Source organism: Barnesiella sp. An22, from assembly GCF_963931395.1.
GTDB classification, from domain to species: domain Bacteria; phylum Bacteroidota; class Bacteroidia; order Bacteroidales; family Barnesiellaceae; genus Barnesiella; species Barnesiella merdigallinarum.
Window position 1 is genome coordinate 326848 of record NZ_OZ007014.1, and the last position, 26992, is coordinate 353839.

Below are 26992 nucleotides of genomic sequence, written 5' to 3' on the forward strand. Positions count from 1 at the left end.
CGGTTACAGATTCATCACCTCCTGTTCGAATCGCTCCTTGTCGCCGGCCGCCTTGTTGCGTATCTTGCTGCGGTAGTTGTATACCGTGGCCAGCGAGTAGCTCAGGAAGTGGGCGATGCGGTTGGCATCGGTTACCCCCAGACGGATGAGGGCAAAGATGCGCAACTCGGTGTTGAGCAGTTCGCCCGGTTTGGGATAGATGCGCCCCTCCTCGACCAGCAGTTTGTTGAAGTCTTCGATGAAGTTGGGGAAGAGGTCGAGAAACGACTTGTCGAACTCGCGGTAGAAGGCCTCGCGCTCGCTGCGCAGGAACTGGTCGGAGCGTATGGTCTTGAAGAGTTCGTCGATTTTGGAGGTCATGGCCAGCTTCTCCAGCGAACGGCGGTATTGCTCCAGTTTCTCGAGGTAGCCCACGCAGCGGTCCAGATAGCGGGCTATGTACACCTCTTTGATTTTGCCGATTTGTGCCAGCGTGGCGTTCGAGTTTTTCAGTTCGCAGTTGGCCTCGTACAGGCTCTTCCGCATGGCCGAGAGCTTCTTCATCCAGTGGTACAGGTAGAAGACCGCCACAATCAGCAGCAGCGACAATACGCTTATGCCCATCAACATGCCGCGCACGACCGACTGCTCATGCTCGTCTTTCTCGCGATAGGCCCGGTCGATGATGGGGTAGAACTCGGTCACCTCCAGGAACCGCAGGCGGGCGTTGCAGCTCACGGCATCCTCCATCGAGCAGTTCAGGTAGCAGTAGGCCCGGTCTATGTCGCCCTGTTCATACATCAGCCAGGCCAGTTTCTGCAGCGAGGCATACTCACGTACCACCCGCTCCAGGTCGCAAATGGCGGTCTGTGCCAGGTAGTAGATCTGTTTCTCCACGTCGCCCTTGGCCCGATAGGCATCGTACATGGTGTAGTTGAGATACGACAGGTACTGCATGTCGCGGACCGTGGCCAGTTGCTTGTCGAGCATCGGGATAGCCTCGTCGGGGTTGCCGTTCAGAGTCAGCCGCTCGGCCATCAGGATGGTGCGGTCGGTCTCGTTCAGGGGAAATTGGGCGATGGAGTCGCGATAGAGGTCGGTCTTCTCCAGATACTTCTGCTTCACCTGCGGGTCTACGATGTTGTCGGCCAGCCAGCCATAGCACGAGCGGCAGGCATAGTAGTATTTGAGGCGGGTCTCCTCGCCCAGGCGACCGGGATTTATGGTCTCCAATTCGAGCAAGGCATCGTTGTACATGCCCATGACGCTCATCACCTCGGCCCGGCATATCGTGTGTTCGGCCTTGCTGTCGGGGAATATGGGGTCTGGGTTTATCTCCTCCTTCAGATTGAGGTAGCGGGTAGCCGAATCGGCTTGATAGTGAAGGTATTCATAGAAAAGCGAGTTGCAGAACCTGTACTTCTCCGATGCCGATGAGGCTTGGCGTAACTTTTGTTTCAACTCTCCGATTTTGGCCTCCTTGCGAGACCGGTAGCTCTCCTTCTGTGCAATCACGGCATCCAATCGTTCCAGTATCTGTTGTGTCTCTGTACCCTCTGCACCAATCGATGGGCAAAGAATAAGCATCCATAGAGCAAATACGACTTTACGCATAAACAGTTTTTAATCCTTAATACAAATATATAATAAATTTTCCATTAAAAAATAAAAAAGTGAGAGGGATAATTCTTGTTTTGCCCTGAAGTTCGGAGAGCGAGTGGTCGTTAGGTGGGGGAGTGCATCGGGAATTTTGTGTCGACATTCCCCTTTATTAGGGATGAGATGGCCGAAAAGTGTTGGAATCGGTGTTGAATCGGTTTATATTTTCTGATTTATGGAAAAATCTAATCAATTGTATTACAGGTGTATGAACCGTTGCATCATTTATAAAAATATTCTAATTCCATGGCTACGTTCACATTTTTTTTATATTTGTATACACCAATATTCTAATAGTATGAAAAGGACCTGCACATTGTTTATCATCATGTTTAGCTTCTTGATTTGGCCGGCTCATCTCTTTGCCTCTGCACCGATTGTAAAGAAAGTTGCCCCTACCTTCTGGTGGGCGGGTATGAAGAATCCGGAGTTACAGATTTTATTGTATGGCGACCGCATTGCCGCCTGCGACGTGACCCTCTCGAGTCGCGACGTAGAGCTGAAAGAGGTCGTGAAACAGACCAATCCCAACTACCTGTTGTTGTATGTCGACCTCTCCGAGGCGGCTCCGCAGACCTTCGACATTGTGCTGAAGAAGGGAAAAAAGGTCGTTACGGTCCCCTATGAGCTGAAAGCCCGCAGCCGGAACGGCAACGACATCGAGGGCTTTACCGCCTCGGATGTACTCTATCTGATTATGCCCGACCGATTTGCCAACGGTAACCCCGACAACGACGTGGTGCCCGGCATGTTGGAGAATAAGGTCGACCGCAACGGACAGTATGCCCGCCACGGCGGCGACCTGAAGGGGGTGGCCGACCACCTCGACTATCTGGCCGATTTGGGCGTGACCACCATCTGGCTCAATCCCATCCAGGAAAACGACATGCCCGACGGTTCGTATCACGGCTATGCCATCACCGACTACTATCAGGTAGACCGCCGCCTGGGCAGCAACGAGGAGTTCAAGGCGTTGGCCGAGCAGGCTCACCAGAAGGGGCTGAAGGTGGTGATGGATATGATTTTCAACCACTGCGGCAGCGAGAACTACCTGTTCAAGGATAAGCCCTCGACCGACTGGTTCAACTTCAAGTCGCACTATACCCAGACCTCATTCAAGACGGCCAGCGTGCAGGACATCCATGCCAGCGAGTATGAGCGTCGGCTGGCTACCGACGGCTGGTTTACCCAGGTGATGCCCGACTTGAACCACCGCAACCGCCACGTGGCCCGCTACCTGATTCAGAGCAGCATCTGGTGGATCGAGTATGCCGGTATCAACGGCATCCGCCAGGATACGCACCCCTATGCCGATTTCGACTTCATGTCGCAGTGGTGTCGCGAGGTACTCGACGAGTATCCCCGCTTCAACATCGTGGGCGAGACGTGGCTCAACAGCAATGTGCTGGTGTCGTTCTGGCAGAAGGACAGCCGGCTGGCTGCACCCCGCAACTCCAACCTGCCCACCGTCATGGACTTCCCCCTCACCGACCTGATGAACAAAGCCTTTGACGAGGAGACGACCGACTGGGGCGGCGGCCTCTACCGGTTGTACGACTACCTCACGCAAGACCTGGTCTATCCCAATCCCATGAGTCTGCTCATCTTCCTCGACAACCACGACACCTCGCGTTTCTACAAGAAAGCGGAGGATACCGCCAACCTCACCCGCTACAAACAGGCGCTGCTCTTCCTGCTCACCACACGCGGCATCCCGCAACTCTACTACGGCACCGAGATTGTGATGGCGGCCGACAAGAGCGAAGGCGACGGTATGCTGCGTCGCGACTTCCCCGGCGGCTGGTCGGGCGACAAGAGCGACTGCTTCACGGCCGAGGGGCGCTCCGACCTGCAAAACGAAGCCTTCGACTACACCCGCAAGCTGTTGAACTGGCGTAAGGGCAACGACGTAATCGGGAAAGGAAGTCTGACCCACTTCTCGATAATGAGTAACGTATATGTGTATGAGCGGAAGTATGGCGAGCATTCGGCCGTTGTGATTATGAACGGGTCGGACGAGCCGCAAGAGATCAACCTCACTCCCTATCGCGAGGTGTTGCCCGCAGCTTCGGCTACCGACTTCTTGAGCGGCCGCACGGTCGAACTGGGGGAGAAACTCTCGCTCGAGCCTCGCGAATCGCTGCTGCTCTGCTTCTAAACCGTTTATAATATTTCGGTGGAGCGAAAGATTCAATTGTTTGTAAATAAGAAGTTTGAGAAGATAAAGCGTTTATAAATTTATTCTATCCGAATAGAAAGGGCTCTTTATCCTCTAATTTTGAAACCAAACTCAAACACGTAACAAGTTAACCAAAAAAACGCACCATGAATAGCATCAAACATCTCATCCTGGCCGGGGCCATGGTATGTATACCCATCCTGTCGAATGGCCAGCAGTTGGTTTCGCCAGACGGCAATCTGGTGATGAACTTCAGCCTCACTGCCAACGGGGCACCTGCCTACGATTTGTCTTATAAAGGAAAGCCGGTCATCAAGACCAGCACCCTGGGTCTGGAACTCAAGCAGGAGGACCCCAACGCACAAACCGACTTTCAACTCTCCGGTCCGAAAAAAATCGAAGGGCTGGAAGCCAAGGCCAATCTGATGAACGGATTCACGGTGGCCCAGACTCAGACATCGAGTTTCGACGAGACCTGGACTCCGGTTTGGGGCGAAGAGAGCCAGATACGCAACCACTACAACGAGCTGGCCGTGACCCTCGACCAGCCTCAGAACAAACGTCAGATTGTCATTCGCTTCCGGCTGTTCAACGATGGTCTGGGCTTCCGCTACGAGTTCCCGCAGCAGAAAGAGCTCAACTATTTCGTTATCAAGGAGGAGCACTCTCAGTTTGCCATGGCCGGCGACCATACCGCCTTCTGGATTCCGGGCGACTACGATACCCAGGAGTACGACTACACCACTTCGCGCCTCTCCGAGATTCGGGGGCTGATGAAGCAAGCCATTACGCCCAACTCGTCGCAAACTCCCTTCTCGCCCACAGGCGTGCAGACGGCCCTGATGATGAAGACCGACGACGGCCTCTACATCAACCTGCACGAAGCCGCTCTGGTCGATTACTCGTGCATGCACCTGAACCTCGACGACAAGAACCTGGTGTTCGAGTCGTGGCTCACCCCCGATGCCAAAGGCGACAAGGGCTACATGCAGACCCCCTGCCGTTCGCCCTGGCGCACGATTATCGTGAGCGACGATGCCCGCGACATCCTCGCCTCGCGCATCACCCTCAACCTGAACGAACCTTGCAAACTCACCGATACCTCCTGGATAAAACCGACGAAATACATCGGCATCTGGTGGGATATGATTACCGGCAAAGGCACCTGGGCCTATACCAACGACCTGTATAGCGTGCATCTGGACGAGACCGACTACTCCAAGACCAAGCCCAATGGCACCCACTCGGCCAACACCGAGAACGTGAAGCGCTACATCGACTTTGCGGCGGCCAACGGTTTCGATGCCGTGCTGGTCGAAGGCTGGAACATCGGTTGGGAAGACTGGTTCGGAAACAGCAAGGACTATGTATTCGATTTCGTAACTCCCTATCCCGACTTCGACGTGCAGGAGATTCACCGCTATGCCGCCGAGAAAGGGGTGGAGATGATCATGCACCACGAGACCTCCTCGTCGGTACGCAACTACGAGCGTCACATGGACAATGCCTACCGCTTCATGGTCGACAACGGTTACCATGCCGTCAAGAGCGGATATGTGGGCGACATCATTCCCCGTGGCGAACATCACTACGGGCAATGGATGGTCAACCACTACCTCTATGCCGTAGACAAGGCTGCCGACTATAAGATCATGGTCAATGCCCACGAGGCCGTGCGCCCCACCGGGTTGTGCCGCACCTATCCCAACCTCATTGCCAACGAGTCGGCCCGGGGTACCGAGTACGAGGCATTCGGCGGCAACCACGTGAACCACACCACCATTCTGCCCTTTACCCGCCTCATTGGCGGCCCGATGGACTACACCCCGGGTATCTTCGAGACCGATTGCAGCAAGATGACCCCCTCGAACACCTCGCGTGCCCGCACCACGCTGGCCCGTCAGCTGGCCCTCTATGTGACCATGTACAGCCCGCTGCAGATGGCTGCCGACATTCCCGAGAACTACCAGCGTTTCCCCGATGCCTTCCAGTTCATCAAGGATGTGGCCATCGACTGGGACGAGAGCAAATACCTGGAGGCCGAGCCGGGCGAATACATCACCATAGCCCGCCGGGCCAAGGGGACCGACGACTGGTACATAGGCTGTACGGCCGGTTATAACGGACATAAGTCGGAGCTCGTGCTCGACTTCCTCACCCCGGGCAAGAAGTACGAGGCCACCATCTATGCCGACGCCAAGGATGCCCACTGGGAGACCAATCCGCAGGCCTATACCATTACTCACAAGAAAGTAACCAACAAGAGCAAACTCAAACTTACCGCAGCCGTGGGTGGCGGATACGCCATCTCGATTAAAGAGATTAAGTAAATTTCTCTCCTCGTGAAAGAAGTCGAGGCTCCCGTCGGGGAGCCCGGCCTCTTTCTCTATCGCGGAGGCATACGGTATTTTCACTGAAGTCATTGATTCGTAGCCGCAAAGGCGTTATGTCTGGAGAAGCCTGCATTCGATGATTCCAATAATATTAAGAAACCTTTTTACTTTAAGCTAATAACATGAAAAGAAAAATTCTGAAAATTGCGAGCAAAATCCTATTATGGTGTATAGTAGGTTTCTTGCTACCTGCACATGCTTTCGCACAGAGCATGACAGTGAAGGGTGTTGTATTGGACAACACGGGTATGGCTATTATCGGAGCCAACGTCCTGGTGAAGGGAACTGGCAACGGAACGAGTACCAATATCGACGGAAACTTTACCATCAAGGCCAACAAGGGCGACATCATCGCCGTTTCGTACATTGGCTATCAACCTCAGGAACAACCCGCCAGCGAGTTGATGAAATTTGTTTTGCACGAAAACGAAGAGCTGCTTGACGAGGTGGTTGTGATTGGTTACGGTACGGTGAAAAAGACCGACCTCACCGGTTCGATTACCGCCATCAAGGCCGAGGACATCAACCGTGGTGCCGTCACCTCGCCCGACCAGATGCTGCAGGGCAAGGTACCGGGCCTGTTGGTTACTCCCGCAGCGGGCGACCCCACCGGTAGTGCAACGATTCGTATTCGTGGCGCCGCTTCGTTGAAGGCCAAGAACGACCCCTTGATCGTAATCGACGGGGTACCTGTTACGGCCGAGGGTGGTGCCGGCATGGCCAACCCGCTGGCATCGGTCAACCCCAACGACATCGACACCTATACGGTATTGAAGGATGCTTCGGCCACCGCCATCTACGGTTCGCGTGCTTCGAATGGTGTGATTATCATCACCACCAAGAAGGGCACCGGCAAGAATGTGCAGGTGAGCTACAACTCCAGCTACAGTTTGAAACAGAACAGCTCGACACTCGACGTGATGACGGGCGACCAATATCGCGACTACATGCGCAGCACCTATGCCGGCACCAGCCGTCTGGAGACCGTAGAGTCGCTCATGGGTACGGCCAATACCAACTGGCAGGACCTCATCTACCGCACGGCCTTCACGACCGACCAGAACCTGAGTGTCTATGGCAATGTGAAAGGCAAGTTCCCCTATCGGGTGAGCATGGGCTACACCTACGACGAGGCTACGTTGAAGGTGGGCGACAACCAGCGTGCCAATCTCTCGATAAGCATGACTCCCAAATTCTTCGATGACCACCTGAGCGTGAACATCAACGCCAAGGGTATCTACAACAAGGCCAACTATCCCAACTCGGGAGCCGTGGGCAGCGCCATCTCCTTCACCCCGACGCAGGAACCCTACTTCCGCAATGCCGACGGCAGCATCAACAAAGAGCTCTTCAACGGCTACTGGAACTGGAACGTGGGCGGTCAGGTAAGTACCAACTACGGCATCAACCCCCTGTCGCAACTCTACGACTATACCAACCGCAACGACTCGTGGCGTTCGTTGGGTAACGTGCAGTTGGACTATAAGATTCACGGCCTCGAAGACCTGCGCCTGAACCTGAACCTGGGTTACGACGTGGCTCGTACCGACGGCTACAAATATGCCGCTCTCGGGTCGGTAACCTCGGCTCGCAACAACATGTCGGGTCGCGACCTCTACGAAGAGTATGCCAACATCAACTCCAACACGCTGCTCGAGCTGTATGCCAACTACAACAAGCAGTTCGGTATCCACCACCTCGACGTGATGGCCGGTTACTCCTGGCAACACAACTATGTGAAGTACGACAACATCTCGTTCTATAACGCCAACCGCGACGAGGTTTACCTCGACAGCCCCTCGGACCGTCGTGAGTATTACCTGCTCTCGTTCTTCGGCCGTGTAAACTACTCGATCGACTCGAAATACCTGTTCACCTTCTCGTTGCGCGACGATGCCTCTTCGCGTTTCTCCAAGGAGAACCGCTGGGGTCTCTTCCCCTCGGCCGCCTTTGCCTGGAATATCGTGGAAGAAGACTTTATCAAGGACCACCAGACACCGCTCTCCAACTTGAAAATTCGGTTGGGTTGGGGTCGCACCGGTCAGCAGGACATCGGTATGGACAACTGCTACGCCTATCAGCCGCGGTATGTCATCTCGACCAGCCCCAACATGATGATTCCCGGATTCCCCGGTTTGGGCGACGGCGTTGACGGCTATGCCTACACCATCTCGCCCATGGCCTACAACAAGAATATCAAGTGGGAGACCACCGAAACCTACAACGTGGGTGTCGACTTCGGCTTCCTGAACGGCCGCATCAGCGGTAGCGTGGATGCTTATCTGCGTCACACCTACGACCTGCTCAACGACATCACCACGCCGCTCGGCTCCAACTTCTCCAACACGGTGATTACCAACGTAGGCGACATGGAAAACAAGGGTGTAGAGGTGAACTTGAGCTTCGTACCCATCGAGACCAAAGACCTGCACTGGGACATCAACCTGAACGGTACCTGGCAAGACACCAAAATCACCAAGCTGAGCAATGTGCCTACCGAGGACTATCTGGGCGTACGCGTCGGTTCCAACCTGAGCGGTACCAGCGGATACTCGTCGCTCTACCGGGTAGGCTATGCTCCCTACACCTATCACCTCTTCCAACAGGTATACGACTCCAACGGCAACCCCATAGAGAATGCGCTGGTCGACCGCAACGGCGACGGCCAAATCGCGCAGGACGACCGCTATGTAACCGGCAAGAGCATCATGCCCTATTTCTATTTCGGTATCAGCACGCAAATCGTGTACAAGAACTGGGACTTCGGTTTCAATGCCCACGGTTCACTGGGCGGCTATGCCCTCAACAAGGTGGCCAAGGATAACTCCAGCGGTTACAAGGACGACTACACCAAGGGCTACATCGACAACCTCATGCCCATTTGCCAGAAGACCGGTTGGACCGAGAGCCTCACCGAGTTCCAGCACTTCTCCGACATGTTCCTCGAGGATGCCTCGTTCTTCCGCATGGACGACATCAACGTAGGCTACACCTTCGACAAAATCAAGAACTGGAAGGGTAAAATCCGCATCGGTGCTTCGGTACAGAATGTATTTGTCATCACCAAGTACAGCGGCCTCGACCCCGAACTCACGGTCAACAGCAGCGGCGAACTCGACGGTGTGGACCAGAACCTCATTCCCCGTCCCCGTCTCTACACCTTGCGACTCAACATTAACTTCTAACTACCCTAAGACACAGCATTATGAAAAAACTGATATATTATACACTGGCCATCGCAGCGACGGCGCTCTCGATGACCTCCTGTCTCGGCGACCTGGATACCGTACCTCTGAACGAGACAGACAAGACCGGCGAAACGGCCTACCAGAACATACAGGACTTTCAACGGGGACTGGCCTACATCTACGGCTCCTTCTCGCTGTCGAGCCAGAATGACCCGGGAAAGGCCGACATCAATGTCGACGATGCCGGACAGAGCGAGTTTATCCGCCAGATTGTGGTGCTGAACGAGATGAGTACCGACGCCATGAAATGTATCTGGGGCGACAGCTACATTACCGAGACCCAAACGGCTTCGTGGACAGCCGGCGGTAATGCCGCCCTGGTGGCCACCTACACCCGTGGTCTCATCACGGTTACCCGTGCCAACGAGTTCCTTACCCGTGCCACAGGCCGCGAGATGGACGGTCTGCCCGGACTGATTGCCGAGGCCCGTTTCCTGCGCGCCTATGCCTATTTCGTGTTGATGGATCTGTATGGCAACCCGCCGTTTGCTACCGAAGAGAACATCGGTGGCGGTTCGCTGCCGACGCAGATAGGACGTCCGGCGCTGTTTGCCTGGATCGAGAGTGAGTTGAAAGCACTGGCCGACCCCAACAGCGCCATGCCCAACGTAGGCGAGGTTCCCTATCCGCGTGCCACGAAAGGCAGTGCACAGGCTTTGCTGGCCCGTCTCTACCTCAATGCCGAGGTCTATACCGGCACACCCCGCTGGGAAGATGCCCGCACGGCAGCCGAGAAGGTGATTGGCATGGGTTACGGCTTGTGCTCGAACTATGCCCACCTCTTCCTGCAGGATAACGGCGAGAATCCCGACGCTCAGAAAGAGATGATTTTTGCCATCGGTTACGACAGCAACCAGATGCAGAGCTGGGGCGGAACCACCCACCTGGTGAGCGGTAGCGTGCACGATGCAGCCAGTCAGGCCATTGCCAAGGAGCTGGGCTTCGGCGACAACACCTTCATGTCGCCCGAGCGTTGGAACGGATACCACATTCCCAACGAATACGTAGAGGCCAACTTCGAGATGAAGAATGTATCGTGGGGCGGTACCGGCATCGGTTACGACCGCGAGGGCAGCGACAAGCGCGCCTTCTTCTGCAACACGGGTTGCGAGAAAGAGTTCGACCTGAAGGTGGCCGAGACCGGCTGGCGTTGCTGGAAGTTCAACAGCATGGATTCTCAAAACCAGCTCCACCTCGACAACAACTTCTCGTCGGCCGACTTCCCCGTGATTCGTCTGGCCGAGATGTACCTCATCTACGCCGAGGCACAAGCCCGCCTGGACAACGGCATTACCACCGACGCCAAGGCCCTCGGTTATATCAAGCAGTTGCGCGACCGTGCCGGGCTCGATACTCCCGCATCGATCGACCTCGACTTCATCCTGAAAGAGCGTGCCTGCGAGTTGATGATGGAGGGTCACCGTCGTACCGACCTCATTCGTTACGGCTACTTCACCTCCATGAGTTTCCCCTGGCCCTACAAGGGCGGTGTGCCCACCGGAGCCGTAGAGATTCCGGCCTATCGCACCATATTCCCGCTGCTCGACAACGACGTGGCCGAGAACTCCAACCTCACGCAGAATCCGGGTTACTAATCATCACCACAATATCATCAATCCTCAATAAGAAACGATTATGAAACTATTCAAAAATATAGCATTATTCGCAGCGGTAGCCCTGCTGGCCGGCTGCGAAACGGAGATAGATACTCCGCAACTCAATGCGCCTGCCGACTTTGTGGCTCCCGTCATGAGCGATTGCGGCAACGTGGTTGTCAATGCCGACAACTCCGACGACGAGAATGTCATCTTCTCGTGGACTCCGGCCGACTTCGGGCAGCCGGTGCAGATACTCTATTCGGTCTATCTCACCCTGGGCGAGAAAGAGGGCTTGTTGGGAACGACCAACGGCACCTCGCTGGCCGTGAAGAAGGGCGACCTGAATGGCGTGGTGATCAATAGCCTGGGTGTGACCAAAAACGACAAGGCCGAGGGTGTGACCGCCTATGTATCGGCCCAGATTGCCAGTGCCGCCTATGCCGAGGTGGTGAAATCGCCCCTCTCCAATCCCTTCTCGGTACAGACCTATGCCGCCCCGCTTAAGTGGCTGTTCCTGTGCGGCGAGTTCAACAAGTGGACCATCGACCAGGCATCCCAGTTCTGGGAGACCGGTGGCGGAACCAATACCTACGAGTGCATGGTCGACCTCTCCATCCCCTCGGATTGCACGCCTACCGATGGCGAAAACTCCTACTTCAAGGTGACGGTGGCCCGGTCGTGGTCCGATGCCAACTGGGGTTACAGTGCGTTGCAGTCGAACTGGACCAACGTGGAGAACAACGACAACAACCTCAACCTGCCCATTACCGAGACCAACATCTATGCCTTGTCGGTCAATACCGTGGCCATGTCTATCACGCAGACACCCATAGGTAAGACCCTGGGGCTGGCCGGCGACTTCTCGGGTTGGGCCGACGGTGCCGATGCACCTCTGGTTTATGACTGGACCGACAATACCTGGAAGACCGCACCCCTCGAACTGGAGGGCGGCAAGGAGTTGAAGGTGCGTGCCGATGGTGCCTGGACTACCAACTGGGGCGGTGACGGCTCGACCAGTACCGATGTGCCCGGCGGTTTCGTGCTGGCAGCCGGTGGCGACAACCTCAAGGTGCCCGAGAGCGGAACCTTCGTGGTCGTGCTCCACGCCAACCGCACCCCCTATGTACTGGAATTTCAAAAACAATAAAACCGATAACCTTTAATCGATACAATCATGATAAAATATCTCAAATACATAGCCATAGCAGCCATCTCCCTGATGGCCGCCACGGGGTGTCAGGACGACCCGGAAGATACCTTCTCGACGGCTCCTGTGGCTCCCTCGTTGCAAAACAACGGGAGCATCCTGATGACCCAGAACACCATGGACGAACCTATCCGGTGGGCCTGGACCGCCGCCCGTTTCCTGAAGGGCGATGTGACCTATTCGCTCTTCGTGAAGTATGGGCAGGAAGAGCCCGTGCAGGTAGGCGGGAGCACCTCGGCTCTGACCCTCACGATGAGTAAGACCGCATTCCGCACCTTGCTGGAGGGCATTACCGCCATTCCCGAAAACTCGACCTTCGACCTTAACTTCTATGTCGAGGCTGCCGATGCCGAGGCGGTTTACAAATCGGCCGAGCTGATGATGACCGTCTACTCCTACGGCAACTTTATTTCGGCCGTAGCCACACCGGCCGAGAGCGAGTTCACGCTCGACATCAACAACCTCACCGAGGAGCTCACGTTGCTCACCTGGGAGCCGGCCCGGCTGAACTACAACGAGGCCATCACCTACGACGTGTTGGTAAGTTGCGGAGGGGGTGAGCCTGTTGTCGCCGCTACCGGCCTGACCGAAACCTCCTGCACCCTTACGGTCGACGCGTGGAACGAACTCTTTGTGAGTGCCGGGGCTGTCGAGGGTGCCGCCAGCGAAGTCTCCTTCACCGTAAAGGCCTATTCGCCTTCGTGTGAAGAGGGGTTGCCCTCGGCTCCTGCCACCATGACGGTGACTACCTACAAAGCCAACTTCCCCGCCTTCATCACGTTGAAAGGCACCGACAAGCAGATACCTCAAAGTACGGCACAAAAGGGACTCTTCGAGTGCTTCGTCAACTTTGCCGAGGCAGCTACCTTCACCTTTGAGGATGGTGATGCCCAGGTAGAATATGGCGGCGATGCCCAGTTTGCCAACGATGCCAACGGCAACCTGGTAGCCAGTGGGGCCTTGACCGAGGGTGGTAGCGCCATAGGCGTAGAACCCGGTTTGTATCGTGTATGTGCCAATATCAAGTTCAAGAACTTTATCCTGGTGAAGATCGAGAGCATGGGTATGATCGGTAATGCTACCCCCGGTGGCTGGGATGCTGAGACGCCCATGGCCTACGATGCCGCCTCCAACACCTTCACCCTGAAGACCACCTTGACCGAGAGCGGCGAGTATAAGTATCGTGCCAACAACAACTGGGGCTATGCCATCGATGGCGAGGGCAGCTTCTCCGACGGAACTCCCAATATCGTCTTCGACAGACCTACCGGTGAGTATAACGTGACTCTCGACGTGAGCAAGCATCCCTATGTGGCCAAGATTGTAAGCACGGCCTTCCCCACCGAAGAGTTTATCTATGTACCCGGTAACCACCAGACTCCCACGTCGTGGGATCCCGCTACGGCTCCGGCCCTGCGGTCGCTCGAGATGAACGGTGTCTATACCGGCTTCAGCCGTCTGGACGGTGAGTTCAAGTTTACCCTGGCTCGTAACTGGGACGGTGGCGAGTACAACAGCACGCACTTCACCGAGTATAGCGAGGGGCTTGCTCCTGCCAGCGAAAGCACCAACATCAACATGGCTACTCCGGGCTTCTACTACATCGAGGCCGACGTGATGACGCAGAGTCTCAAGGCTACCCTCATCGAGAGTTGGGGCCTCATCGGAGCCGCTACTCCCGGCGGATGGGACAGTGAAACGCCCATGACCTACGACGCCGAGAAGGGTTGCTGGAGCTGTACGGTAGCCCTCACGGCCGGTGAGATGAAGTTCCGGGCCAACGGCTCTTGGGATTCGGGTATCGACTTGGGAGGCTCTTTGGACGATCTCGTATTCAAAGGGGGTAACATAGCTGTAACCGATGCGGGTAACTATCTCGTAGAGATGTACCTGCAACGCACCGGCAGCACACAGATGTACTGCACACTTACCGCTCAATAGCAGAAATCCGATAGCACAGAGAGACTGGCCGGGCCCCGGGTATCCGGGCAGAGACCGGTCTCTCTCTTTTTATTCCCGATGACCGCAGCTCTCTTGCGGGAGATGTGCATCGCAATTTACGATTATGGACAAGACAGTATGAAAAAGTTTCTATTCTCATTCCTGATAGGGTGTAGCCTGTTGTTCGCCGGTACGGCGTGCACCGAAGAGCACTTTGTGGGCGACGATAACGGGGCCGGCGGTTCGGGCCAATGGACCGATGTGGTTCCCTCGCCCGACGAGTGGGACGGTACTCCGCGGGCCGACATCACCTATCAGTTGCTCGTCTACTCGTTTGCCGACAGCGATGGCGACGGTACGGGCGACTTCAACGGCATCACCGCCAAACTCGATTACTTGCAACAGTTGGGCATCACGGCCATCTGGTTGTCGCCCATACACCCCGCCATGTCGTACCACGGTTACGACGTGACCGACTATACAGCGGTGAATCCGCAATACGGCACCCTCGACGACTTCGACCGGCTGGTGAGCGAGGCCCGGGCGCGGGGCATAACCATCTATCTCGACTACGTGATGAACCACACGGGTCGCAATCACCCCTGGTTTACCCAGGCCACCTCGTCGCTCGACAATCCCTATCGCGACTATTACACCTTTTCGCAAGATCCGGCGGCCGATATTCAGGCCGGTCGGGTGCCCATGATTGCCAGCGAGGGGGCAGCCGGCTATAAGTCGGGCGAATGGTTTGCCGTGCCTACCGAGGCCGGCGGCTACTACACCTTTACCCTCGACTGGAGCTCGCCGTCTCAACCCACGGTCACGGTGACCCAGGCCTCCCGGGCCGATGTCGACGCCGACAACACGAGCCCTTCGACCAGTAGCGACAAGTATCTGTACTACGGCGATGCCGTCTGCAAAAAGTTCTACGACAAGGGGAACGGCATCTACGAGCTGACGGTCGATTTTGCTTCGTCGTGGGGATTCCTCATTCGCACCAGCAACACCCAGTGGGGCAACTACAAATATGGTGCGGCCCGGCAGGGCGACCAGGCCCGGTTGGGAGAGCCCTTTGCCCTGAAGCAGGGCGAGAATGCCCAGAATATTCTGCTCGAGGGGATGGAGATGTGGTATTTCCACTCGGCTTTCGGTACCGACTGGTTTGCCGATTTGAACTACGGTCCCGTAGACCAGGCGGCCGAGTCGCCCGCCTATCAGGCCATCAGCCGTGCGGCCAAGGGTTGGATAGACCGTGGGGTAGGGGGCTTCCGCCTCGATGCCGTGAAGCACATCTACCACAATGCCACCTCCGACGAGAACCCCCGTTTCCTGCGCCTCTTCTACGACGACATGAACAGCTATTACAAGCAGCAGGGCCACACCGACGACTTCTACATGGTGGGCGAGGTGCTTTCGGAGCACAACGAGGTGGCTCCCTATTACCAGGGGTTGCCGGCTCTGTTCGAGTTCTCGTTCTGGTATCGGGTAGAGTGGGCCATCAACAACAACCAGGGCTGCTATCTGGTCAAAGACCTGCTTTCGTATCAGGAGGAGTATGCCGCTTATCGACCCGACTATATCCGGGCGACCAAACTGAGCAACCACGACGAGGACCGGGCGGCCTCGAAGCTGAACCGCTCGGCCAACAAGTGCCGCCTGGCTGCGGCCGTTTTGCTCACGGCACCGGGTTCGCCCTATATCTATTATGGCGAAGAGCTGGGCATCTATGGCACCAAGGCGAATGGCGACGAGTATGTGCGCAGTCCCATGCTCTGGGGCGACAGCTACACCACGAGCTACACCTCCAAGGTAGACCCCTCGGTAGCCTCGCAGGTGAAGCCGGTGAGCGAGCAGCAAACCGATGCGGCTTCGCTCCTGAACACCTATCTCACTTTTGCTCACGTGCGGCAGACCTATCCGGCTTTGGCCTCGGGTACGATGTCGCGGCACGAGGTCTATAACGAGGAGAATACGCAATATCCCACGGTTGCCGCCTGGTATATGACGGAGGGCGACCAGCGGGTACTGGTCGTGCACAATTTCGGGAGTGCCATTATCAGTCTGCCGCTTCTCGACCCGATAGAGAAGGCTGTGGCCACATCGGGTACGGTGGCCTCGAAGGTAGAGGGCGAGACGACTACCCTCAGGCTTGGGGCCTATTCGTCGGTAGTCTATCTGTTGAAGAACAACTGACCGGGTGTCGGGCGCTTGAGAGCCCCGACCGACGGTGGAAACGTGATAGTGTAATTGGTAAGCGGCGGCCTCTTTGCGGGGCCGTCGCTTGGTTTATGGCGGGTTGCCCGAAGGTCCTGGAGTCCCGTTTCTCTCTTGGACTTTGAATAAGTCAGGATGCGGTTTGGCAAAAAAACTCAAACAAGTTTGGCTTTTTTGCGCTCACCTTTCGCTATCTTTGGATAAGCCAGGATGCGGTTCGGCAAAAAAACTCAAACAAGTTTGGTCTTTTTGCGCTCACCTTTCACTATCTTTGGATAAGATAGGAGTCGGTTCGGCATAGACAAATGTTGAAAACTTCGTTTTCCATTTGCCTCTGCGCTCACCTTTCACTATCTTTGTACAAAATGCCGAAAACCGTGCGGGAACCTGGATACCGACCGTGCGGAAATCGGTGGGGAAAATACCCCTAAGGTTGTATTTAACTGGATAGAAATTAAGGAAATATGGAGAAGAAATTCAAACGTACGCTGGTTACGACCGCATTGCCCTATGCCAACGGTCCTGTGCATATAGGTCACCTGGCAGGTGTGTATGTACCGGCAGATATCTACACACGGTATCTGCGCTTGAAGGGCGAAGATGTGATTATGATAGGCGGTAGCGATGAGCACGGTGTGCCCATCACCATCAAGGCCAAAGCCGAGGGGGTGACCCCGCAGGATATTGTGGACCGCTACCACAACATTATTAAGAAATCGTTCGAGGAGTTTGGCATATCGTTCGATATTTACTCGCGCACGACTTCGGCCATCCACACGCAAATGGCTTCCGATTTCTTCCGCAAACTGTACGACAAGGGCGAGTTTATCGAGAAGACCTCGATGCAGTATTACGACGAGGAGGCCAACCAGTTCCTCGCCGACCGCTATATCACGGGTACCTGTCCGCACTGCGGCAACGAGCACGCCTATGGCGACCAGTGCGAGGCTTGTGGTACTTCGCTGAATGCGACCGACCTCATCAATCCCAAGTCGGCCATCACGGGCAACAAACCGGTGTTGCGCGAGACGAAACATTGGTATCTGCCGCTCGACAAGTGGGAGCCCTTCCTGCGTCACTGGATTCTCGATGAGCACAAGGAGTGGAAACCCAATGTTTACGGCCAGTGCAAGTCGTGGCTCGATATGGGGCTGCAACCTCGGGCCGTGAGCCGCGACCTCGACTGGGGTGTGCCGGTGCCGGTCGAAGGGGCCGAGGGCAAGGTGCTCTATGTGTGGTTCGATGCTCCCATCGGTTACATCTCGAATACCAAGGAGTTGCTGCCCGATACGTGGAAGCTCTACTGGAAAGACTCCGAGACGAAGATGGTGCACTTCATCGGTAAGGACAATATCGTGTTCCACTGTATCGTATTCCCGGCCATGCTGAAGGCTGAGGGCAGCTACATCTTGCCCGACAATGTGCCGGCCAACGAGTTCCTCAACCTCGAGGGCGACAAGATTTCGACCTCGCGCAACTGGGCCGTATGGCTGCACGAGTATCTCGAGGACTTCCCCGGCAAGCAGGACGTGCTGCGCTATGTGCTCACGGCCAATGCGCCCGAGACGAAAGACAACGACTTTACCTGGAAGGACTTCCAGGCCCGCAACAACAACGAGCTGGTGGCTATCCTGGGCAACTTTGTGAACCGTGCCCTGGTGCTTACCCACAAATATTTCGACGGCAAGGTGCCCGAGGCCGGCGAGTTGACCGACTACGACCGCGAAACCTTGAAGGAGTTTGCCGACGTGAAGGCTTCGGTAGAGAATTATCTCGACCACTACCGCTTCCGCGATGCCCTCAAGGAGGCCATGAACCTGGCCCGTATCGGCAACAAGTATCTGGCCGATACCGAGCCCTGGAAGTTGGCCAAGACCGACATGCCGCGGGTGGCTACCATCTTGAATCTGGCTTTGCAGATTACGGCCAATCTGGCGATTGCCTTCGAGCCCTTCTTGCCCTTCTCGGCCGAGAAGTTGCGCGGCATGCTCCACATGGGTCACTGCGACTGGAACATGCTGGGCCGTACCGACATCCTGCCGGCCGGTGCCGAACTGGGCAAACCCGAGCTGCTCTTCGAGAAGATCGACGACAGCGTGATTGAGGCTCAGGTGAACAAACTGCTGGAGACCAAGAAGGCCAACGAGCTGAAGAACCACAAGGCTGCGCCGGTGCGCGAGAATGTGGCCTTCGACGACTTTGCCAAACTCGACATCCGCGTGGGTAAAGTGCTCGAGTGCCAGAAGGTGCCCAAGGCCGACAAGCTGCTGCAGTTCCGCATCGACGACGGTCTGGGCGGCCGCACCATCGTGTCGGGTATTGCCAAACACTACAAGCCCGAGGATCTGGTGGGCAAGAATGTCTGCTTCGTGGCCAATCTCGAACCCCGTAAACTGAAGGGCATCGAGTCGCAGGGCATGATACTCTCGGCTGAGGATGCCGATGGCCGACTGATTGTCATCTCGCCGGCTACCGACGAGATTACTCCGGGTTCGGAGGTGAAATAGAGAGACGTACGATAAAATCGTGATACAGAAAGAGCCCCGCACGAATCATCCGTGCGGGGCTCTTTTCGTATGGTTGAAGAAGAGAGCGAGAGACTCGTAGAGCCCTATTTCGGCTCTTCTGTGGCCTTATCGGTTGTTGTACTGGAGTATCTCCTCGATGATGTCGCGACGGTTGTAGAGGCGCGGAATCTTGTGCTGGCCGCCCAGTTTGTTGTGGTCTCGCAGCCAGTCGTCGAATATGCCCGGTTGGGCCGGGATTACCTCGAGGCACTCGAGGGCGATGCTCTTGAATCGCTTGGCTTCGTAGTCGGAGTTGAGGTTTTGCAGGTTCTGGTCGAGCCGTTGGGCAAACTCCTCGACCGGTACGGGCAGTTTGCTGAACTCGATGAGCCACTGGTGCCGCCCCTTGCTGTGGTCGGTCATGTATACCGGGGCTGCCGTGTAGTTGAGCACGCTGGCGCCCGTCTGCTCGCAGGTGCGGGCAATGGCCTGCTCGGCATTGTCGACCATCAGCTCCTCGCCGAAGGCGTTGATGTAGTGCTTGGTGCGGCCCGATACGCAAATCTTCAGCGGGTGTGTCGAGAGTACCTTCACGGTGTCGCCCATGCGGTACCGCCACAAGCCGCCGTTCGAGGTGATGACCAGTTCGTAGTTGTGCCCGGCCTCCACCTCCCACAGGGGAACCGCCTGCTCGAGCGCTCCGCCCAGGGGGATAAATTCGAAGAAGATACCCAGGTCGATGAGCAGCAGCATGCCGGGTGTGGTCAGGTCGTTCTGCACGGCAAAGAAGCCCTCCGAGGCGTTGTAGGTCTCGACATAGTGCATCCGGGGGCTGGAGATAAGTTGGCGGTATTGCTCGCGATAGGGGGCAAAGCTGATGCCTCCGTGGAAAAACACCTCGAGGTTGGGCCACACCTCCGAAAGGTCCTGCCGTCCGCTCTTGTTCAGGATATGCTTGATGAGGACCAGGAACCACGAGGGGACCCCCGAGAGGTTGGTGATGTCGCGCCGGCCGATGGTGCTGTTGGCGATGGCCTCGAGTTTGGTGTCCCACTCGCTCATGAGGGCAATCTTTTTCGAGGGCACCCGGATGAGGTTGACCAGCGGGCTGATGTTCTGGATGAGGATGGCCGAGAGGTCGCCGCAATAGGCCTGCCCGAAAGGATTCTGTGCCCGGCTGCCTCCCAGTATGAGCCCTTTGCCCGAGAAGAAGCGGCTTTCGGGGTTGGCTCGCAGATAGAGGGCCACGCAATCGGCTCCTCCCTGATAGTGGCAATAGCGCAGCGCCTCGGCGCTCACGGGGATGAACTTGCTCTTGTCGTTGGTCGTGCCCGACGATTTGGCAAAGTGCCGTATGGGGGTAGGCCACAGGATATTCTGCTCGCCTTGCATCGTGCGTTCGATGTAGGGCTTTAGCTCCTCGTAGCCGCTGATGGGTACGCGCTCGGTGAAACTTTTGTAGGAGTTTATTTCGTCGAACCGGAAGGTGGTGCCCAGTCGTGTTTTCCGGGCCTTTCGCAGCAGGTCGATCAGTGTTTTTTGTTGTATGATGTCGCCATATTCGGCATAGCGATCGATTTGGGCGAGTCGTTTGTCAAATACCGGGCGTAACCACTTCGTGAGATTCATTTGTCGCAAGTTTTCAATGCGGAGCAAAAATAAAAAATTCTCGTGTGATTCCTATCGTAGGCTTGTGATTTTTATATGACAATCTCGGGATTGTCGTTTTTGTGGACGGTTGCCAGTACCATTTGCCGAAACTCTTTGTCTTTGTGGAGCCGGCCTATGGCAATGTGGGCCGCATTCTGTTGCGACTCTTTTTTGGAGTATCCGATACCGATGCCGCCCGAGATGCCGCCCAGCAGGGCTTGCGACTGGAATACCGGGTTGTTGTTCTGGTCGACCAGCGTTTCGACCAGGGCAAACTGGATGTCGATTTTGTGTTTCTGGCACCACTCGATAAGTCGTGATTTGAAGTTGCTCTCCTCTTTCGAGAGTTTGTCGAGGTCGATAAACGAGTCGATGATGCGTGTCTCGACAAACCGCTTGCAAAACTCATATCCCTGGTCGAGGTAGATGGCGCCGATGAGGGCCTCGAAGGCATTGCCATACAGGTAGCTGTTGTGCGAGCTGATGTGCATGGAGCAGGTGATAAAGCGGTCGAGCCCAATCTTCAGGGCAATCTCGTTGAGCGACTCGCGCTTGACAATCTTGGCTCGCGTGTTGGTGAGGAACCCCTCCTTGCGGTCGCCGAACCGGTGGAAGAGGATGTCGGCCACGATGGCATCGAGAATGGCGTCGCCCAGGAACTCGAGGCGCTCGTTGTTGATGCGTTTCCCCTGTTCGCAAATCGACGAGGAGCTGTGCAGGCAGGCCACCTCGTACAGGTGTATGTCGTTGGGCCAGAACCCCAACAGGTCGTGGTATAGAACATAAGGCTCCTTATGACGAAGCATAAGGAGCCTTATACGGTTATAAATCGTTTTAAGCACGTTTATTTCGTGAATTTCTTTACGATTATGCTGGCATTGTGTCCGCCGAAACCAAAGGTGTTGGACAGAGCGGCGTTTACTTCGCGTTTCTGTGCCTGGTTGAATGTGAAATTCAACTTGCTGTCGATTTCGGGATCGTCGTCGCCCTCGGCATGATTGATGGTGGGAGGTACGATGCTTTCGTCGATAGTCTTCACGCAGATAAGAGCCTCGAGTGCGCCGGTAGCGCCCAGCAGGTGACCGGTCATCGACTTGGTCGAGCTGATGTTGAGGTTATAGGCGTGATCGCCGAATACTTCCAAAATCGCTTTGGCTTCTGATTTGTCACCGACGGGGGTCGATGTACCGTGCACGTTGATGTAGTCGATCTCTTCGGGAGCCATGTGGGCATCGTCGAGAGCGTTTTGCATCACGAGTTTGGCACCTAAGCCTTCGGGGTGAGTAGCCGTCAGGTGATAAGCGTCGGCCGACATACCGCCACCTACGACTTCGGCATAGATCTTAGCCCCACGGGCCAATGCGTGTTCCAGTTCTTCAAGAATAAGGCAGGCACTACCTTCACCCATTACGAAGCCGTCGCGCGAAGCGCTGAACGGACGCGATGCCGTCGTGGGCGAATCGTTGCGGGTAGAGAGTGCGTGCATGGCATTGAATCCACCTACTCCCGATACTGTGATTGCAGCTTCGGCACCACCCGATACGATCAAGTCGGCTTTGCCCAGACGGATATAGTTATAAGCGTCGATAAGGGCATGGGTGGACGATGCGCAGGCCGATACGATACCGAAGTTGGGACCCCGGAAACCGTACTGCATGGAGATTTGTCCTGCGGCAATGTCGGCAATCATCTTGGGAATGAAGAAGGGGCTGAAGCGCGGCCCTTTTTCGGGGGCAACGGCATAGTTTCCTACCTCTTGCTCAAAGGTGCTGATACCGCCGATACCGGCCGAGAAGATAACACCGGCACGGTCTTTGTTTACTTTCTCGAGGTCGAGACCCGAGTCGGCCATGCTCTCTTGCGTAGCGGCCAGAGCAAACTGGGTATAGCGGTCGAGTTTACGAACCTCCTTGGCGTTGAAGTATTTCAGCGGGTCGAAGTCCTTTACCTCGCAAGCGAATTGAGTCTTGAATTCAGATGCGTCGAAAAGCGTAATAGGTCCTGCTCCGCTTACTCCTTTCAGCAGGTTGTCCCATGTCGTGGGGACATCGTTTCCCAGCGGAGTGATTGCGCCAAGACCTGTTACTACAACTCTTTTAAGCTCCATAAAATTATTTATTCTCTTTCTCTGCGATAGCTTTTTCGATGTGAGCGATAGCCTCACCTACAGTCGTAATTTTTTCTGCTTGATCGTCAGGGATCTTGATGTCGAACTTAGTCTCGAACTCCATGATCATTTCAACAGTGTCCAAAGAATCGGCACCGAGGTCGTTGGTGAAGTTGGCTTCGGGAGTTACCTCTGATTCTTTAACACCCAATTTTTCTACGATAATTTCTTTTACTGTTGATGCTACGTCAGACATAATTTTCAAATTTTAATTAATAAATAAATTAACGTTCTTATTTTTTGCAACTGCAAAGGAATATATTTTTCTCCGAACAAAAAAAATTTTCCCTTATAAATTACTCATTTTTTGCACATTTATCGGGTTTTTGTGCAAAAATAAGCCACTTTTATCCTCTTCTATGTTCTAAAACAGTCTCTTTTTGTTGTGTGGGACAATACTTTTTCTTTAAGTCCCGGCTATAAATATGTGTATATTTATTCAATGCGAAAGCCTAATTTTTCTAAAATGATACGGTCGGTTGCCGATGCTCCCGCTACGTGGTAGGCTCCGAATTCCCGCCGCAATGGATAGAGTCCGCGTTGCATCTCGAAGGTCTCGGGCGACTTGCGCAGCCTGAGGTCGTCGTCGAAGGGGTTGTAGGTGTCCCACACCGCCTTTTGCAGAGGCGTAGGTATACCGGCGAGGTCGATATGCGGTTGCGCCGGGGCAGGGGGAGCGATGTGTTGTGTGGGAATGTTGCACCCGATCCACCGGCTCACGGCCTCGACAATCATGCGGGTAGCGGTCGACTTGCCGTCGGCCGAATATCCGGCGATGTGGGGGGTGGCGATGAAAGCCTGTTCGAGCAGTTCCCGGTCGATGTGGGGTTCGTTTTCCCAGCAGTCGAGCACGACGGCTGCCACCTGCTTCTGCTTCAAGGCCTGTTTCAGGGCCTCGGTCTCCACGATTTCGCCCCGGGCCGTATTGATGAGGAGCGGCGAGCGGGAGAGCGCATCGAAGAACCGGGTATCGGCCAGGTGGTAGGTGGGATATTTGCCGGTTCGAGTCAGCGGGGTGTGAAAGGTGATGATGTCGGCTTCGCGACAGACGGTCTCGAGCGGGGTAAACCCGGCCGCACCCTCGGCCTCCTCGCGCGGAGGGTCGTTCAGGAGAACCCGCATGCCCAGCAACCGGGCATACCGGGCCACGATGCTGCCCACATGGCCTACACCCACCACGCCCAGTGTGCATTCGTGCAGCGGCTTGCGGTGGCTCTTGCTCCAGGCCAGCAGCGAGGCGAGTATGTATTGGCCCACCGATGCGGCGTTGCAGCCGGGGCAGTTCACCCACTCGATGCCCCGTTCGCGGCAATAGGCGGCGTCGATGTGGTCGTATCCGATTGTAGCCGTGGCAATGTATCGGCAACGGCTCTGGTCGAGCAGTTGGCTGTTGCACTTCGTGCGGGTACGTATCAAAAGAATGTCGGCGTCGCGCACGGCGTCGGCGTCTATCCGGTCGGGCGAAAGGTAGTCGATACGGGCATAGGGCTCGAGTACACCCTTTAAATAGGGTATCTTGTTATCGGCTATAATGTATGGAATCGTAGTCATAATTGTCTGCTTTTTATCCAAAGGTACGAAATTTTTGCAGGATTGTATCGAAGAACTATTTTTATATTGTGAAAATAATGGTTTTTCCTAAAACTATTCTTATGTTTGTAAAATGAAACCCGGGTACACCAGGCTTGTCGACAAGAGCCTTACAGAAAAACAGGTGTGCTCATAACGATTGGGAACTATGACTTTTGCAGAAACCTGTAATCACATTTTTTGGAACACCACACAATATTATCATCGGTTCGATAATGTGGATGCTTCGTTGGAAAATCCGTATGCCGAAGGAAGTATTGAATATTATCTGTGTCTGAAAAACTGGATCGATGTGGTTCAATGGCACCTGGAAGATATTATCCGCAACCCCGACATCGACCCCAAGGAGGCGTTGGCTATCAAGCGGCGCATCGACAAGTCGAATCAGGAGCGTACCGATTTGGTCGAGATGATCGACGACTATTTTCTGAAGAAATATGCCGACGTCGAGGTGAAGAGCGATGCTACCATAAATACCGAGAGCCCGGCCTGGGCCATAGACCGGCTGTCGATTCTGGCCGTGAAAATCTATCACATGCAGCAGGAGGTAGAGCGCAAGGATGCGTCGCCCGAGCATGTGGAGAAGTGCCGGGCCAAGTTGCGCGTGCTGCTCGAACAGCGAGCCGACCTCTCTGCGGCCATCGACCAACTGCTCGACGAGATCGAGGCCGGCCGTAAATATATGAAGGTATATAAACAGATGAAGATGTACAACGATCCGGCACTGAACCCGGTTTTGTATAAAAAGTAGCAGGGGTCGGGAGTATGTCGTATAGCAAGGTTTTAATTATTCGACTGTCGGCTCTGGGCGATGTAGCCATGACCATACCTATTGTTTACTCGGTGTGTAGGGCCAATCCCGACACGACTTTCGTCATGCTCACCCAGAAGGTGGCTTCGCAACTTTTTCTGCAGGCTCCGCGCAATTTGCAAGTAGTGGTGGCCGATGTGAAGGGTCGCCACAAAGGTATCGGCGGGCTCTACGAACTGGCCAAAGAGATGCGGGCACTGTCGATTGACGCCGTGGCCGATTTGCACGATGTGTTGCGCACGAAGTTCCTGCGAATTTTTTTTAAGATGTGGGGCATTCGGGTAGCCGTCATCGACAAGGGCCGCCAGGAGAAAAAGCAGATTACCGCCCGCCACAAGTGCGAGGCGTTGCATCCGCTGCGCACTTCGTTCGAACGCTATGGCGAGGTATTCACCGCGTTGGGATTCAAGTTCACGCCCGATTTCGGTTCGCTGTTCGGCACCGAAAAGGGCGACGAGGGGCTCTACTCTCACTTGACGCCGCCCAAGCAACCGGGCGAGTATTGGGTAGGCATAGCCCCCTTTGCCAAGCATGAGGGTAAGATTTATCCGCTCGATCGTATGGAAAATGTGGTGGCCAAGCTGGCTGCCGAACCGCATGTAAAGCTGTTCTTGTTCGGGTCGGGCGAACGTGAGCGCGACATCCTCTCCGTCTGGCAGGAGCGCTATCCCCATGTAACTTCCCTGGCCGACAAACGTCACGGTTTTGCCATCGAGCTGGCATTGATGAGTCATCTCGACGTGATGGTCTCGATGGACTCGGCCAACATGCACCTGGCCTCGCTGGTAGCGGTGCCGGTCGTTTCGGTGTGGGGAGCCACCCATCCCTGTTGCGGATTCCTGGGGTGGCATCAGAGCGAGGCGAATGTAGTGCAGTTGTCGCTCGATTGCCGTCCTTGTTCCATCTTTGGCAACAAACCGTGCTATCGGAAAGACTATGCCTGCCTGGATATAGCACCGGCTGTCATTGTCGAGCGGGTGAAAAATCTGCGGGCTCGGGCCTCGCAAGCGTAATAGTAGAGATAGGCTGCCGGGTCGAAACCCGAAATTCCCCGGTACGTTTAGTTGATAAATAATTATTCGGGAAGAAGATGAAACTGGTATTGAATCCGGCATATCGCCGGCTCGAGAAGTTTATGCAGCAACTGCCGCTCGCATTCCCTACGTTGGGCGAGTGTATCTACAAGGCTCGTAACGAGCTTCGTCAATTTTCGTACGAGGGGCAGAACTATGTGGTGAAGGGGTACAAGGTACCGATTTTCATCAATCGGATAGCCTACACGTTTTTCCGCCCGAGTAAGGCCGAGCGAGCCTACAAGTATGCCCTCAGGCTGCGGGCCATGGGCATAGAGACTCCGGCTCCGATCGCTTATATCGAGATGAAGCGGGGCGGACTGTTGTGGCATTCGTATTTCGTGTCGGAGACCTGTCCCTATACCCGCATGATGCGCGAGTTCGACGGCGGTGGCGTAGCAGGGCGCGAAGATATACTCAAGGCTTTTGCCGCCTTTACCGTCGAGTTGCACGAGAAGGGGGTGCAGCATCTCGACTATTCGGCCGGGAATATCTTGTTCGACAAGCAAGACGGGCAGATACGATTCTCGCTTCTCGACCTCAACCGCATGCGATTTCACGCCATGACCCCGAAGATGTGTCTGGCCAACTTCAGCCGCTTCTGCCACGACGAGGCCATTGTGCGCTACGTGGTGGCCGAGTATGCCCGGTTGCGGGGTTGGGACCCGCAGCGTTCGGTCGACGAGGCCCTGGTGGCCTATCGCGAGTTCTGGTCGCGCATCGAGCGGAAAGAGGAGCTGAAGCGCCGTCACAAGAGTTTAGCCTCGTAAAATAGC

Annotated in this window: 17 protein-coding genes; 11 read left to right on the plus strand and 6 right to left on the minus strand. The window is 55.4% G+C overall.

Going from position 1 to position 26992, the window contains the following annotated elements; all coding sequences use genetic code 11:
- Window positions 1-3 precede the first annotated feature (3 nt).
- Window positions 4-1593: a DUF6377 domain-containing protein gene (locus ABGT88_RS01345; protein ID WP_346699987.1), complete on the minus strand. Its 1590-nt coding sequence runs from the start codon at window positions 1591-1593 to the stop codon at window positions 4-6.
- Window positions 1594-1966: 373 nt separating this feature from the next.
- Here ABGT88_RS01345 and ABGT88_RS01350 point away from each other — a divergent pair, with 373 nt between their 5' ends.
- From ABGT88_RS01350 to metG, 8 genes are all read left to right on the plus strand, one after another.
- Window positions 1967-3796 (plus strand): glycoside hydrolase family 13 protein, encoded by a 1830-nt coding sequence (locus ABGT88_RS01350; RefSeq protein ID WP_241147798.1) that lies wholly within the window; start codon window positions 1967-1969, stop codon window positions 3794-3796.
- 167 nt (window positions 3797-3963) lie between these two features.
- Entirely contained in the window at window positions 3964-6147 is a 2184-nt protein-coding gene (locus ABGT88_RS01355; RefSeq protein ID WP_087407780.1) for a glycoside hydrolase family 97 protein, read from the plus strand.
- Window positions 6148-6422: 275 nt separating this feature from the next.
- Window positions 6423-9395 (plus strand): TonB-dependent receptor, encoded by a 2973-nt coding sequence (locus ABGT88_RS01360; RefSeq protein ID WP_346699989.1) that lies wholly within the window; start codon window positions 6423-6425, stop codon window positions 9393-9395.
- 20 nt (window positions 9396-9415) lie between these two features.
- Window positions 9416-11053, plus strand: a complete 1638-nt coding sequence (locus tag ABGT88_RS01365) for a RagB/SusD family nutrient uptake outer membrane protein (RefSeq protein WP_346699991.1) — start codon at window positions 9416-9418, stop codon at window positions 11051-11053.
- A 40-nt stretch (window positions 11054-11093) separates the two neighbouring features.
- Window positions 11094-12203 carry a SusE domain-containing protein gene (locus ABGT88_RS01370; RefSeq protein ID WP_087407777.1) on the plus strand — a complete coding sequence of 370 codons (1110 nt, stop codon included), beginning with the start codon at window positions 11094-11096 and terminating at the stop codon, window positions 12201-12203.
- A gap of 27 nt (window positions 12204-12230) precedes the next feature.
- Window positions 12231-14204 (plus strand): SusF/SusE family outer membrane protein, encoded by a 1974-nt coding sequence (locus ABGT88_RS01375; protein ID WP_346699993.1) that lies wholly within the window; start codon window positions 12231-12233, stop codon window positions 14202-14204.
- 138 nt (window positions 14205-14342) lie between these two features.
- On the plus strand, window positions 14343-16397 hold the full coding sequence (locus ABGT88_RS01380) for an alpha-amylase family glycosyl hydrolase (RefSeq protein WP_346699995.1): 2055 nt from the start codon (window positions 14343-14345) through the stop codon (window positions 16395-16397).
- A 485-nt stretch (window positions 16398-16882) separates the two neighbouring features.
- The gene (gene metG / locus ABGT88_RS01385; RefSeq protein WP_346699997.1) at window positions 16883-18925 is read left to right on the plus strand and encodes a methionine--tRNA ligase; all 2043 of its coding nucleotides are present in this window, start codon (window positions 16883-16885) and stop codon (window positions 18923-18925) included.
- Window positions 18926-19051: 126 nt separating this feature from the next.
- Here the strand turns inward: metG and ABGT88_RS01390 are convergent, their stop codons facing one another.
- The 5 genes from ABGT88_RS01390 to pdxB all read right to left on the minus strand — a co-directional run bounded on the left by ABGT88_RS01390 (window position 19052) and on the right by pdxB (window position 24293).
- Window positions 19052-20554: a GH3 auxin-responsive promoter family protein gene (locus ABGT88_RS01390; RefSeq protein WP_346699999.1), complete on the minus strand. Its 1503-nt coding sequence runs from the start codon at window positions 20552-20554 to the stop codon at window positions 19052-19054.
- Between the two features lie 71 nt (window positions 20555-20625).
- Complete coding sequence (rnc, locus tag ABGT88_RS01395; protein WP_087409478.1) at window positions 20626-21381, minus strand: ribonuclease III; 756 nt, start codon at window positions 21379-21381, stop codon at window positions 20626-20628.
- Between the two features lie 38 nt (window positions 21382-21419).
- A complete protein-coding gene (fabF, locus tag ABGT88_RS01400; RefSeq protein ID WP_087409479.1) occupies window positions 21420-22682 on the minus strand; it encodes a beta-ketoacyl-ACP synthase II in 1263 nt (420 codons plus the stop codon).
- Window positions 22683-22686: 4 nt separating this feature from the next.
- Window positions 22687-22938, minus strand: a complete 252-nt coding sequence (locus tag ABGT88_RS01405; RefSeq protein WP_025278500.1) for an acyl carrier protein — start codon at window positions 22936-22938, stop codon at window positions 22687-22689.
- Between the two features lie 239 nt (window positions 22939-23177).
- A complete protein-coding gene (pdxB, locus tag ABGT88_RS01410; RefSeq protein WP_346700001.1) occupies window positions 23178-24293 on the minus strand; it encodes a 4-phosphoerythronate dehydrogenase PdxB in 1116 nt (371 codons plus the stop codon).
- 187 nt (window positions 24294-24480) lie between these two features.
- Here pdxB and ABGT88_RS01415 point away from each other — a divergent pair, with 187 nt between their 5' ends.
- The 3 genes from ABGT88_RS01415 to ABGT88_RS01425 all read left to right on the plus strand — a co-directional run bounded on the left by ABGT88_RS01415 (window position 24481) and on the right by ABGT88_RS01425 (window position 26986).
- The gene (locus tag ABGT88_RS01415) at window positions 24481-25083 is read left to right on the plus strand and encodes a DUF4254 domain-containing protein (protein ID WP_258327817.1); all 603 of its coding nucleotides are present in this window, start codon (window positions 24481-24483) and stop codon (window positions 25081-25083) included.
- Window positions 25084-25097: 14 nt separating this feature from the next.
- Window positions 25098-26156 (plus strand): glycosyltransferase family 9 protein, encoded by a 1059-nt coding sequence (locus ABGT88_RS01420; protein ID WP_258327816.1) that lies wholly within the window; start codon window positions 25098-25100, stop codon window positions 26154-26156.
- Window positions 26157-26233: 77 nt separating this feature from the next.
- Window positions 26234-26986 (plus strand): lipopolysaccharide kinase InaA family protein, encoded by a 753-nt coding sequence (locus tag ABGT88_RS01425; RefSeq protein WP_346700004.1) that lies wholly within the window; start codon window positions 26234-26236, stop codon window positions 26984-26986.
- Window positions 26987-26992: the final 6 nt, after the last annotated feature.